General features: G+C 64.1%; 4 protein-coding genes. 2 read left to right on the top strand and 2 right to left on the bottom strand.

Going from position 1 to position 14294, the window contains the following annotated elements; genetic code table 11:
* Positions 1-3 precede the first annotated feature (3 nt).
* Both QQL24_RS28995 and QQL24_RS28990 read right to left on the bottom strand, forming a co-directional pair.
* On the bottom strand, positions 4-1584 hold the full coding sequence (locus QQL24_RS28995) for a tyrosine-type recombinase/integrase (RefSeq protein WP_284315788.1): 1581 nt from the start codon (positions 1582-1584) through the stop codon (positions 4-6).
* A gap of 64 nt (positions 1585-1648) precedes the next feature.
* Positions 1649-2281 (bottom strand): 2-hydroxychromene-2-carboxylate isomerase, encoded by a 633-nt coding sequence (locus QQL24_RS28990; protein ID WP_284315787.1) that lies wholly within the window; start codon positions 2279-2281, stop codon positions 1649-1651.
* Positions 2282-2503: 222 nt separating this feature from the next.
* Between QQL24_RS28990 and QQL24_RS28985 the strand changes: the two genes are divergently transcribed.
* Together QQL24_RS28985 and QQL24_RS28980 are read left to right on the top strand one after the other, a co-directional pair.
* Positions 2504-8041, top strand: a complete 5538-nt coding sequence (locus QQL24_RS28985; protein ID WP_284315786.1) for a lysozyme inhibitor LprI family protein — start codon at positions 2504-2506, stop codon at positions 8039-8041.
* A gap of 5 nt (positions 8042-8046) precedes the next feature.
* On the top strand, positions 8047-14034 hold the full coding sequence (locus QQL24_RS28980; protein WP_284315785.1) for an alpha-2-macroglobulin: 5988 nt from the start codon (positions 8047-8049) through the stop codon (positions 14032-14034).
* The last annotated feature ends 260 nt before the right edge of the window (positions 14035-14294 follow it).

Below are 14294 nucleotides of genomic sequence, written 5' to 3'. Positions count from 1 at the left end.
CCATCACTCAATCTTCTTCAGTAAAAGAGCTAGTGCCTCTCCAAGTGCCTTTTGCTTATTGGGTAGGTCGAATCCTTCGCCATAGGTTCCGGACATACCCTTTTGCGAATGTCCGAGAATTGCGTTCTGCATCATCTCGGATGCGCCGGTATTAATCAGACAGTTTTTCACGTAATGCCTCCAGCTATGCCATGCCAGCTTCTCATCGGTGATTTCCATCTTTTCACGCAGAAAGTAGGAGAACCGGTCTGAGAGAAGGCCCGCCGGATCTGGCGTCCTAACACATTCAGGGAAAATTGCTCCGGATGTAGGACACTTCTGCAAAATCTCGATTGCCCTTGGCACAAGTGGAATTGACCGCTTAGAAACCTTGGTCTTCAGTCTTTTACGATGTGCATTCGCTTGTATGAGGATATGAGGAACGTCATCCTGAATCTTGATATCTGCTGCATCCAAAAGCGTAATTTCTTTCAATCTTGCTCCAGTGAGCGCGGTTAGCCAGCCGATAGCCTTGGTTTCCCAATTTGTTTCCTGATCAAGCCGTGCCAATATCAGCTTGGCTTGATCAAAAGAGAACGAATCCCGTTTCTCGTTTGGTGCTTCCGGATCTTCATCCTTCATATTATCAAATGGATTACGCTTATCGGAGTCGATCTCAGTCAGTGCGAAATTAAAGAATGCTCTCAGATTTGCTATATAGACATTAATTGCGCTGACCTTGAGCTTCTGTGGCTTGGTTCTTTCCTCTAATTCCTTCTTAACGAGCCGTACATGTTCTCGGGTAATCGAGGAAATTTCTTTGTCGCCACCGGCTACTTTAATGAGAACATCTACAGCAGTGGTCTTTCCAGACTTAATCTTCTTCCATGCCCGTTCCGAGCTGTCCCCGACACCCTTGCGTTTCAGATCGTCCAGATAGAGTTCCAGACATTTCTTTAGGCGCAATCCTGAAGGTTGTTCCCCCGTCCCATCGCTTTTCATGGTTTGCAAGGCCAGAGTAGCCACCTCGGTATTCGCGTCTTGCGGTGATTCCAAAAAAGCATCTATATCGTTGTGACCGGACATTTTGAGGATGTACCGTTCCATCATACGGCTTCTCTGTCGTTCCTGTCGCAACTCATCCAAGACTGAATTTTGATCCACGAATAAGTCTGCTAGCTTTTTAGCGTTCTGAACCAGAAGAAAAGCCTTCTCCATTCTTTCTTCATTGGAAAGATTTAATGCATTGGCTTTAATTAATCTGAGTTCATGAAATAGCCTGTCGTCCCTTTTCTTAAGAACCGATGCCTTTTGTTCAGCCTCAGCGGGGTCTTTGGTGCCGAGACTTTCAACAATGACCTTTCGTGTCGGGTAGCTGCCTTTCGAATTGCCGAGAAAGGAGCCCGTCGAGTTGAAAGCCTTTCGAATCTGGTCAATCACCTTCCGGGCCATGAATCCCTGTTGTTGATCCGATCTGAGAGAACGGTATTGCTCTGCCTCTTTGGGATCTAAATGCACTCCGAATGTTAGGGATTCCGCCGGATACCCGTAGCGAACGTCAGCCGGGATCACTCGAAAATACCGGTAGTTCGATCCGTCGATCATCTGACAATATGGAGGATTGTCGCGCTTTATGCCCATTGGTTTTTAACCAGTTTCAACTAGTTTTTTAACTAGTCGATTCAGGCCTCAATGTCAATTTTCGGCCGATATAGGCTAGAATCCTGTGACTCATGGGTAATTTTTGGCTGTTTCGAATTTTTCCGTCGTCGGTCACGAAGGACGGCACGCCGAAGCAGCCGGCCGCGAGGGCTTGCGACAGGTTGTGCTCCAGTGCCAGCTCGGCATCGCCGGTACCTATCACCTCGGCCAGCGGGCCGGGGTCGAGGCCCGCTTGCGCTGCAAGGCCGGCGAGTTCCGCTTGCGAGCGCGGCGGCCGGCCCTCGGCGAAGGCAACTTCGAACGCGGCCCTCGCGAACACCACGCCCATGCCGAGGCGTTCGGCGGCAACCGCCCAGAGCGCGATATGGCGCCAATCCGCCACGGCGAAATCTGGTTCGCGATAGGGGATGTCGAGGAAATTCGCCCAGCGCTCAACATCGAGGCTGCGATAGGTAGGCCGGTATTGGCCGCGCAGGCTGTCCTGCTGGAACGGATCACTTCCCGCATGGCGGATGAGATCGGGACTGTAGACCACCCGCCAGCGAACGAGGGCTCCCGTCCGGGCTTCGATCTCATCGATGCTGGCAGCGGCCAGATAGGAATAGCGGCTGCCGACGCCGAAGAAGAAATCGACCTTCATCACGCTTCTCCTACAGCCCACCGTTGAATGCCGACATTCGGCATGAGAGGCTGCTTTTCAACGACGTTCAATCCAATTCCCGAACGGGTGTCCCTGGAGGAACTGCCGGCCATGCCTTCCTGTGTTTAAAGACTGTCAACAGGCCATGGTTTCCTCTCCTTGTCTTGACCTTTGGTAACCCGTACTGACTAGCTTGCCGACGACATAAGAAACGAGTCATCCATGGCCTTTGCCCTTCGCTTGCCTACGGTCCTTGTCCTCGGTTTCAGCCTGTTTCCGCTGGTCTGCCAAGCGCAATCCTTCGATTGCGGCAAGGCCCAGACCCCGATCGAAAAGGCGATCTGCGCCTCTCCCGCCCTGATTGCCCAGGATACGGCCCTGGCGGACAGCTACCGGCAGGCGCTGGCCGCTCTCGGCAATGATCCCGCGAAGCTCGCCGATCTGCGCCTCAAGCAGCGCCGCTGGCTGGCGGACCGCAACAAATCCTGCGTGTCCTCGGACCGGGCCCGCCTGTCGAAATGCCTGGCTGCGAGCTATCAGGCGCGCCTCGCGGCCCTTCAGGCCCTGGTTGCCGAAGCCGCGCCGGCCACCGCGCCGGCGAATCAGGCCGTGCCGCCCGCTTCTCCCGCTCCGGCCACTGAGCCCGCTCCCCAGGCGCAGGAGGCGCCGCAACCTCCCGCCGCCTCCGTACCGCAGGCCGCACCCGCCGCCGTCCCGACATCAGCCAAGCCTTTGCCGTTCGCCGGGCCCCAACCGCGCCTGGCCGCGGATCATCTGCCAGCCGGGCAGGATAGCAGCACGCTGATGACCGTCGATGTACCGGGTCACATCGTCATCCGCACCCAGAGCAGCACCGGCTTGGCGCTCCAGCTCGTCGACATGATCAGCGGGCCGGGCAACCAAATGGGCGCGCCCGGGGCGAGCGACGGCCGCGTGGATGCGCTGCTCGACAAGGGCACCTACAAGATCCGGACTTTCGGGGCCAAGGGCGCCAGCGGCGACGTCAAGCTCACGGCGCAGGCCTATCTCGAGCTGGAACAGCCGGCGACCACCTTGACGGCTCAAAAGCCTATCGATGCCAAGCTCAGCGATCTCCAGCAGCGCTCCTATTGGATCGATGTTCCCGGCGACGGGGTCGTCTATGTCGAGGCTGTCGGCCGTTCGCTCCAGGACCTGCGGCTGTGGCGGGACGGTACCGATCTCGTCGACATCGCGCCGGCGCTGTCGATCTTTGAAACGAAGCCCGGCCTGCCGATGACGCGGGCTGCGCTCAGCGGCAAGGTCGAGCCAGGCCGTTATCTCGTCACCGCCTATGGTGGCGAGAAGCTGGTCTGGACCAATTCGGATACGACTGAACCCTTCCATATCCGCACCGGCACGCAACGGTCGCTGGCCGCTGGCATTGCCGAGGGCGTCATCGGACCCTTTGGCTCGGAGCGCTTCGAGGCCCCCGCCGATTTCGATACCTTCCGCCTGCAATTGCCGCAGTCGGCGCCCACCGGGCTGCGGGCTGCCCGCCTGTCCGGGGCCTCGCCCGCTTTCCAGGGCGCTACCATCGACAAGACCAGTCGCGAGCCAGTGACCACTCTTTCGCTGGCAAGGAGCGACCAGCCCGCTGTTGTCGAGGTGACGGGTTACGAAGGTCAGCCCTTCCAGCTGCGGGGCCTGTATTTTTCCAACCACGCCCGTTTCGATGGCTCCGTACCCAATCTCATCAGCGTCGATGTCGCAGGCGAGGGTGGGGACGAGATTCCGGCGACCGCGGTGCTCCAGCGCAACGACGCCCAGGGCAAATCGAGCGTCGTGGCCCAGGACATGCCTCAGCTGGGGCCTGGCCAGGCCTGGCGGCACAAGTTCAACCTGCGCGGGCAAACCTCGCTGCTGTTCGAGATGACGCAGCCCGGGCCGATCGCCATACGCTCTTCGGGACCCGCCATACGCGCGGGCATGAGCCCGGTCCTTATCGGCAATGCGCCGCGTGCCGATGGCCGTAATCCCGCCGTCTTCGATCTCGATGCCGGCTACTATTTGCTGACCGTCGAACCCGACAACAATGCCGGCGGCATCCTCGACCTGATGTTCGGGCCGCCGGGCACGACGATCCCCGTTCAGCCGCCTTCCCCTAGGCGCACCACGATCTCATTCGGCCTCCAGCAAGCCGACAAGGCGACGAGTTACGATATCATCACCAATGTGGCCCCCGGCCTCCTGACCGGACCGCGTGCTGTGTCCTTGCCCGCCGATCTGCAGAGCCGCCCGCTGACGCTGTGGCAATCGGCCGGCGATAGCGCTCAGCCGTTGGACATTGACGTGCATGTGCCCCAAGGCGGCACGATCAGCGCCGTCGATATCGTCGGCAATTCCGTCCCCTTCACCGCCGACAACGAGCAGGCTGATGGCAAGGGCCGCGTCCTCACTTTGCATTTCAAGGCTCCGCCGGCTCCCCGCGCGCTGGGCGTATCCTGGCAGCAGGATCCGGCAGCCGCCGCGCCGCTGGAGCGCCCCGCCCGCGAGCCTTTGACCGCCGGCCAGCCGCATTATTTCGACCTGCACGAGGGCGCGAACGCCTTCTATCGGCTCGACGTACCCGATGGAGGCCTCTACCGTCTCGAGACATCAGGGCGTTTGCAGACCTCGCTCGGCATCAGCACGTCCTTCCTGCCCAAGCTGGGCCAGGCCTCCGACAATGGCGATGGCCACAACGCGCTGCTGCAGACCTATCTGCGCGCCGGGACCTACCAGATCGATGTCTCCGCGCAGAATTCCTCCGGCCATCTCGGCCTCAGCGCCGCGCCGGCGCCTCTGGCCACCGCCATCTCCCTCGTGCCCGATGGCAGCAGCCGCGGCGCCCTCGCGGGTGGACAGGGCGCGATCGTGCCGATCGAGATCGCCAAGGCGGGCCACTACCATCTCGACCTCTACGCGCTCGGCAACGACCTTACCGCCAGGCTGGAAGACGCCGATGGCTGGCCGCTCACGGTGCCGGGTCCCCTCTCCTCCCTCGACCAGGATCTGCAGTCCGGCAAATATCGCCTGGTGATCCTGCCCCGCGAGGTCGACACGCGCTTCGTCGCCCGGCTGCGCCCGGTCGAGGATCCGCCCCAGTTGCAGGGCCATGGCCCGCATCCGCTGGCCTTCAACCAGACGCAGAATTTCCAATGGCGTGAACCCGAGGCCAAGGATGCCCCGCGCGTCCCCGACAGCTGGACCTTCGACCTCGCCGGCGAAGCCGATGTCAGCATCGGGCTCACTGAAGGCATGGTCGGCACGCTCACCCGCAACGACAAGCAGCAGGTGGCGAAATTCGTGGCCGATCCGCAGTTCAGCGGCCACCTGAAAGCGGGGCATTATCGCATCGACCTCACCAGCCTCGCCCATGACGATCGGCTCGACTACGGCATCACCCTGAACACCACGGCCCTGCAGCCCGGCGAGGCGCGCTTCGTCGACCTGCCGGCGGAACTCCCCTTCGCCATCGCCGAGGATCGCGTCGTGAGTCTCAGCAGTTTCGGCCGCATCGAGATCAAGGGCGAGTTGAAGGACGCAAGCGGCACGGTAATCGAACGCCTGGCCGGCCGCACCGACGACTGGAACATCACCTTGTCCCGCCGCCTGGCCGCCGGCTCCTACACGCTGTCGCTCGACGATGCAGCCGCCGCGGGCAAGGCTGGGAGCCAGCCGGACGATGCCTCCGACGACCAGAGCACCGATTCCAGCGGTGGGGCCTCGAGCAATGACGACTCATCGAAGATCGAGGTGCAGTTGGCTCTGCCGCAGGAGGCAGCGCAACCTGCCCTCGCTTTCGGCACATCGGCCACTGCCGACGGCGCCTCCGTCTTTGCCTTCCCCCTGCCTCCCGGGGCCAAGGACCAGCTCACCATGGTGGCGGCCAAATCGACCGCCGACCTTGTTCTCTCGGTCGAGAAGCATGGCGCTGACGGCATCTGGCATCCGCAGGCCTTCGCTCGCGGCCACGCTCCCATCCTGGCCTGGCCGGCTTCGGATGGGGACAGCGGTCAGTGGCGCGCCTCGGTGTGGACTCTGGATGGCGGCGCGGCTGCCATCCGGATAGGTGCGCAGAGCGTTGCCCGTGACCTGCGGGAGCCTGGCGATGTCGCCCTGGAACCCGTGTCCCTCGATATCCCTGGCCTTACGCTGAACGCGGCGCTCGTGCACGCGCCCGCAGCCGGGCTGACGCAACTGGACGGCGCCTCGGACTTCCTGGCGGGCGCAAGTCCAGACCGTCCTCTCACCGCCGTGTCATCCGGATTGTTCGCACCGCAGTCGGACCGTCTCTGGCTGGTGGCGACCCACGACGGCGATGTGCGCGTGACGCCGGCCGCGACGAACAGCGAAATCGCCCTTTCGCTGCCGGCGGGCGATCAGGCGATCCTGCCCGTCACGGCTTCGCCGCCCGGCAAGACCCGCTTCTGGCGAGCCGAGTCGGCCTTCGGCCAGCCGGGCCTCAATGCCGGACGCGGCATGGGCGTCGTCGACAAGAGCGCCGTCGCCGTGGCCGGCCGTGAAGCGCTGCGCATCTGGAATGCCGGCGACGACGAGGCGCTGCAGATGCGCCTCACGCCCGTTGATGTCACCGTGCTCGCCCCTGTGACGGCGGATGGCAGCTATAGCGCCGCCATTCCCGGCTTCAGCGCACAGCCGGTGAAGCTGCCCGCCGGCGTCAAGCGGCTCACGCTCGATCTGGCGCCCGGCATCGCCGTCATTGCGGTGCCGAGCGATGCCCAGTCCCTGAACACTTGGTCGGGCGCTGCCTCCCTGTCGCGGAGCCTTGCCACCAGCGCCGGCGAGATCTGGCTGGTCAATCTCGGCGATCACGCCGCTTCGGCCCGCGTCGGCCTTTCCCTGGGCCAGGCCCAGCCCCTCGGGGCCGGCCAGATCCGGCGCCGCTTTTTCGGCACGGCCGGATCGGAGCAGATCTCGGTGGAGGCGGCGAGAGGGGATGTGCTCAAGGTCTCGGGCGGTGAGGCAACCTTAATCGGGTTGGACGGCAAGGTCCGGCATGGCGATACGATCCCGGTTTCCGGCCCCGGCGAACTCGTCGTCGATCATGGCGCCGGGCTGGTGGTGCTGTGGCTCGAGCATGAGGGGAAATCGCCCTGGCCCACGCCCGAGGCGCAGGCCCTGGCCCTGCCGCGAAGCGTCGAGCTCGCGGGTCCCGCCATGGCGTTCCGGCTGAGCCCGGCCCAGCCGACGGTGCTCGATGTCAGCACCGACGCACCCGTCATCATTGCGCTGGAGCAGAACGGGCGCCGCGACCTGCAGCTCTTCCCCACGGGAGCCGAACTGCACCGCTACCTCGGGGCCGCAGACGCCGTGCTGACCGTCTATTCCACCCATGAGGGACCGTTGTCGGGCTCAATGGACGTGACATCGACACCCGTCATTCCTGTCGGCGAGGGGGTCGGCGCACCCGTGGTGCTGGCGCCGGGCACCTCGGCCCTGTTCGGCTTCGAGGTCAAGACGTCAGGCAATATCGGTGTCGGCCTGCGTTCCGATCCCGATCTTGCCAAGGCCCACCTGCTCGATGCCCAGGGCAAGGTCCTCGGCGAGGGGCTCAATCAGCTCAACAAGCTCGAACCCGGCCGTTACCTTCTCGAAGCACGGGCGCCGGCGGACGCACCGACGCTCATCGTCCGGCCGGCCGTGATCGGCCTGTCGCCGCCGCCCGCCGGACCGCCCCCCGAAATTGCCTCTGATTATCTGCAGCGTGCCGGCCTCAAGCCCGCGGAATCGAAGTGAAAGCCATGACGAAATTCGCACTTCTCCTTTCCGCTTTTCTGGCCTCCGCGGCCCTGGCGCCTGCCGCCCACGCGCAGCAGGACAAGGCTCCACCCGTCCAGGATGTGCTGCAACGGGCTGACGGCACCAGGATCGTGCCGGAGAAATTCCTGCGCGCCTATGATCCCATAACGGTGTTCTTCCCCAGCGATACCGGCCCTGCTGCCGGCGGCCCGGAGGATGCGCCGCAGCGCTTCGTGACGATGGAGCCTGCGGTTGCCGGCGCCTGGCAATGGCTCGGGCCGCGTGCCCTGCAATTCCGGCCGGCCGGCAAATGGCAGCCGCTTGCCCGCATCAAGGTGAAGACTGAGGGCAGCGAGGCTTCGCTCGTCCCGCTGTTGCCGGTGCCCGCTTCCACGCTGCCGGCCGCCGGTGACGAGCCCGTCACCGAACTCGACCAGATCACGCTGACCTTCGCCGAACCCGTCGACGTCGCGGCTCTCAAGCGTCTCCTGTCGATCGAGCTCCGGCCCTCCCCCGGCATCGGCGCCGAGGGCGGCCTGATGCTGGGCGCGCAGGATTTCGACGTCCAGCCGCTCGAGCGCAACAACCGGGACGACCAGCAGTCCTATGTTGTGCGGTTTCACCAAAGCGTGCCCGACGGCCGTGTGGCCATCCTCAAGCTGAAGCTCGCCGACACGCCCGATTTCGGCGACCAGACCTTCGAGCTGCGCGTGCGCACGGCCGTGCCCTTCACCATGACCGCGAAGGATTGCGGCCACGGCTTCGACGCCACCACCACCGACGGCGTGCTGCGCTGCACCTCCTATGGCACCGATAGCAGTTCTGACGCGGTCGACGACAATGGCGAAGCCGTCGATGGCGCCGACGCCAGGGCGCCCAGCTATGCTTCCGCGCGCGGGCGCAGCCTGATCTTCCGCTTTTCGAGCAATCCGGTTGCCGGCGAGCAGTTCCCGGCGCGCGATGCCTTGCGCATCTCGCCGCCCGTCGACGATCTCGCGGTGACGGCCGAGGGCTCGCGCCTTGTCGTAAAGGGCCGCTTCCTGACCGATCAGGTCTACACGCTGACCGTGGCCACCGGCACCCTGAAGGACGATCGCAGCCGCCCGCTGGCCGCTGGCTTCGAGCAGAAGTTCGCCTTCGCCCCGGAGCAGGCGGCGATCGTCTGGGATGCCTCCCAAGGTGTGGTCGAGCGCTTCGGCCCCCAACTGGTGCCGCTGCGCGGACGCGGTTATGACCGGGCCGATATCCGCATCCATGCAATCGATCCGCTGTCGCGCGATTTCTGGCCTTTCCCGGAGGCCGGTCTCGACACCAAGGACGACGATGCCCCGCCTTTGCCCGGCAAAGAGCCGCGGCAATGGGCTGAGGACGGCGACGCCTCGGCCGACGCGATCGAAGCCCGCATCAAGGCACTGGGCTCGCCCGCCGTCTCGAAGCTGGTGGACCTGCCCATCCACAAGGGCGGCGTCGACACCAAGTTCGGCTTGGATATGAAGCCGCTCTTCGCCAACATCCTCGGGCCGGACCAGCCCGGAACCTATCTCGTCGGCCTGCGCGCCGTGGATGGCGATATCAGGCACTGGTTGCGCGTGCAGGTGACCGATCTCACCCTGAGTGCGGTGGAGGAACCCAGCCGCGTGCGCTTTGCCATAACGTCGCTCGCCACCGGCAAGCCGATCGATCAGGCACAGATCCGCCTCGACGGCGTGCAGGACGACAAGTTCGTGACGCTCGCCACCGGCATGACCGACGCGCAGGGTTTCTTCACCTGGGATCTCGGCCAGCGCAGCAAGGCGGCGATCCGCCGTGTCATCGTGACCAAAGGTCTTGACACACTGGTTATCGATCCCGATCACGCGCCGGCGCAATACGCCCGTGACAACTGGACCAAGCCCTCCAAGGCCTGGCTGGATTGGACCACCAATCCGGACGAAAAGCGCGCCGAGGACACCCGCACGCTTTGCCATATCTTCACCGAGCGGCCGATCTATCGGCCGGAGGAGCCCGTGCATATCAAGGGCTATGTCCGCAACTATCTCGGCGGGCACCTGTCCCTCGCAAAGAAGAGCGGCCAGCTCGTCATCACCGGCCCCGACAAGCAGGAATGGCGCGTGCCGGTGAAGCTCGACGAGTATGGCAGCTTCTACGACAAGTTCGACGCCAACACGCCGGCGACCGGTGACTATGAAGTGCATTTCGAGCTCGGCAGCCCCAAGCCGAAGGGCGCTGATGATGGCGACCAGCAGGGGCAGAAGTCCGGCTCGGCGGACCAGCCCGGCGATGATCAGTCCGATGACCAGGCTGACGACAACCAGGCCGGCGCAGCACAGCCGGATGACAGCCAGGCCGGCGACAACCAGAACGCCGATGACCAGAGCGGCGACGACCAGAACACCGAGCAGGCCGACAACACCACCCAGTGCGGCAGCATCACCTTCAAGAAGGAAGCCTATCGGCTCCCGACCTTCGAGGTCGTGCTCAACAATCCGCAAACCGCGCCGCTCGATGCCTCCTTCAATGTCGACCTGATCGCACGCTACTTTGCGGGCGGTCTGCTGGCCGATCGTCCCATCCACTGGCGCGCCATGCAGTATCCCTACAACTGGGCGCCGCCGGGCCATGAGGGCTTCCTGTTCTCCACGGATGCGCGCTATTCGGGCGCCGACGAGTTCAAATCCTCGCCCACACTGGAGCGTGACGGCCGCACCGATGCCGGCGGCGCTGCACGGATCAGCTTCGACACCACGATCGAGCCGACGGCGCAGCCGCGGCGCTACATGATCGAGGCGACGGTGACGGGGGACGACGATCTGCAAGTGCGCAGCATCACCAATGTCTACGCCATCCCGCCCTTCGCGCTCGGCCTCAAAGTGCCGCGCTACGTACCGCAGCCCGGCAGCATCGAGCCGCAGATCCTGGCCGTGGACGGCAAGGGCGATCCGGTCGAAGGGCTGGAGATGACGGCGCGCCTCATCCACCGCAACTGGACCTCGACGCTGCAGGCCAGCGATTTCAGCCAGGGCTCGGCAAAATATGTGACGCAGGTGATGGACGACGTCGTGCTGGAGCGCAAGATCACCAGCACCAAGGATATCCAGACCCTGGCGCTGGAGGCCAAGGAAGCCGGCGTCTATATCGTCCAGCTTGAAGCCACCGACCGTATCGGCCGGCGTCAACAGGTGAGCGTCGACTTCTTCGTCGGTGGCAACACCCCCGTCACCTGGGCGCAGGCCCCGGCCCGCACCGCGACGGTGAGCACGGACAAGGACAGCTACAATCCCGGCGAAACCGCCAATCTGCTGATCCAGTCGCCCTTCCAGACCGCCCGTGCCCTCGCCATCGTCGAGGAGCCCGAAGGCAAGTTCCGCTATGACTGGGTGGATATCGCCGACGGCTATGGCCATTACGCCCTGCCTGTCCGCAAGGAATATATGCCTCAGATTCCGGTGCATTTCCTCATCATGCGTGGGCGGCTCGATGCCAGCACGCCGTCGCCCAGCGCTCCCTTCGACCAGGGCAAGCCGGTGACGATCGCCGCCACCAAGAACGTGACGGTGACACCGGTGAAGAACATCGTCACCGTCAGCATGGATTATCCCAAGAAGGCCAGGCCCGGCGACGAGGTCGAGGTCACGCTGCATCTGGCCGACGATACCGGCAAGCCGATCGCGGGCGACGCCACCTTCTGGATGATCGACCAGGCCGTGCTGTCGCTGGCCACCGAACAGCCACTCGATCCCCTGCCGAACTTCATCGTCAAGCGCCAGTCCACCATGGCGCTGCGCGATACGCGCAACATGGCCTTCGGCATCATCCCCCTGGAGGAAGTGCCCGGCGGTGACGAGCGCGAGGAAATGGGCACCGACAACAACATCTCGGTGCGCAAGAACTTCACGCCCGTGCCGATCTATCTGCCGGACGTGAAGGTCGGGCCCGACGGCACCGCCAAGATCAAGGTGAAGCTCCCTGATTCACTCACGGTGTTCAAGCTGCGCGCCAAGGCCGTGAGCGGGCCCGACCGCTTCGGCTACGGCACCGGCGAGATGCTGATCCGCCAGGAGATCGTGGCGCAGCCCGCTTTGCCCCGCTTCCTGCGCTCGGGCGACCAATTCGAGGCCGGAATCATCGCCCGCGTCGTCGAGGGAGCCAGCGGTAACGGCCATGGCACCATCGCCTCGGACGGGCTGACCTTCCAGGGCGGCAAGGACATCTCCTTCGTTTGGGAGGATAACAAGCCGGCGCGCATCGGTGTCCTCGCCTCGGTGCCCGAACCCAAGCCGGGCAAGCAGGACGTTCGCCTGCGCTTCGGCGTGGAGCGCATGGCCGACCATGCCCGCGATGCCGTGGAGATCACCCTGCCGGTGATGCCCGACCGCATCCCGACGAAGCATTTCGAGATCGTCGAGATCCCGCCGGGCGGCTCGAAGACGCTGCCGGCGCCGCAGGATTCCTTGCGCCCGGGTTCCTTCCAGCGCGCCATCACCCTGACGTCCGACCAGGTCCTGGTGAAGCTGGTCGCCGGCCTCAACACCCTGGTCGAATATCCCTATGGTTCGACCGAGCAGCGTATATCGCTGGCTTCCTCCAGCCTTGCCTTCAAGAGCTTCTCGCCGATCCTGGCGGCGGCCAATCTCGACAGCCGCATCGGCAGCGATGTCCATAACACGGTGCTGGCGATCGACCAGTCCGTCGACTCCGACGGCCTTGTCGGCTTCTGGCCGCACAGCAAGGGCAATGTCACGCTGACGGCCTGGGCCTATTCCTTCCTAGTTGCTGCGGAGAAAGCAGGGGAGCCGGTCGACAAGGCGTTGAGCGATCGTCTCGCCACCGTGCTGAAACTGTCACTGCGCTCGGATTATTCCCACCTCCTCACCGGCAGCGAGCTGCGCGAACGCGCCGAGGCGCTCACCGCCTTGGCCGAGGGTGGCAAGCTCGATGCGGCCTATCTGGCGGAGCTCGCACGCTCGGCCGCGCTGATGCCCAATGTCAGCGTCGCCCGCATGACCTCGGCCGCGGCCGGCGCCGACAATGCCGACCAGCGCCTGGTGGGCGGCCTCGCCGACACGATGTGGTCGCGCATACGCGTCCTCTCGCGCGACGGCCAGCTCGTCTATGACGGCCAGACGGAGGACGACGGCAATCCGGTCATCCTGCCCTCGGAAACCCGGAGCCTTGCCGAGATGGTCCGCGCGGCGGCGCTGACCTCGCAGACCGACCCGCGCTTTCCTGCCCTGAAGACCGCCTTGCTGAACCTCGGCCAGGGCGATGGCTGGGGCTCGACCAATGCCACCTCGGCGGCGATCCGCGCGCTCGCCTCCGTGTGGCAGAGGCCGACAATGCCCCTGCCACTCAAGCTCGCCCAGGGCAGCAACGTCCAGAACCTGACGCTGGACGCCAATACGCCGGTGCTGCGTGAGGTCACGCTCGATTCGTCTGCCGCGACCGTCAGCAATACCGGCAACGCGCCCGCCCTGGCTCTGGTGGAGACGAGCTATGTCTCCGCTGAGCCCGGCTATCAGGCGCAGGCCGAGAGCCAGGGCTTCGCCCTCACCCGTACCCTCTACCGGGTTCCCAATGGCGACGCCCCGCTGGAAAAGCTTGTCCCCGATAGCAGCGGCGCCATCCAGCTCAAGGTGGGAGACGTTCTGGAGGAGCGGGTCGAGCTCGTGGTCTCGCAAGACCGCACCCATGTGGCTATGACGGTGCCGCTCGCGGCGGGACTGGAGCCGCTCAATCCCAACATCGCCACGGCTCCGGCGGAAGCAACACCCTCCATGGCGCCCACCTTGCCGGCGGACTGGGTCTCCTATGGCGACGACAGGATGTTCTACGCCTATGAGAGCCTGCCGAAGGGCAACTACACCGTCGCCTACCGCATGCGCGCCTTGATCCCGGGCACCTATACGGAGCCCTCGGCCCTGGCCGAGACCATGTATGTGAAGGGCGTCGGGGGCACGAGCGCCGCCGCGCGGATCGTGGTGTCGAAGTAGGAGTGGTCGGGTGATGCAGATGCAATCAGCGCGCGACCACTCCCTTCCGGCACCGAATGTTGGATCTCCATATCAGATGGCAGGTGTTCGCTTGGGCGAGATGGGGCGCTTCCGGACGGAGCGAGCCGGTTGCGCCCCCTCGCCCCGTTCTTACGGGGAGAGGATAGAGGTGAGGGGCTGCGCGAACCTGTGGGATTGGTGTCTGAAAAATATGAGAACGCTCGTTGCCGCCCTATGTCACGATAGCTATCATGTTGATT

Origin of the sequence: Labrys miyagiensis, assembly GCF_030160835.1 — a bacterium.
GTDB classification, from domain to species: domain Bacteria; phylum Pseudomonadota; class Alphaproteobacteria; order Rhizobiales; family Labraceae; genus Labrys; species Labrys miyagiensis.
The sequence above is the reverse complement of the archived record's forward strand: the minus strand, read 5'-3'. Positions and strand labels throughout refer to the sequence as shown.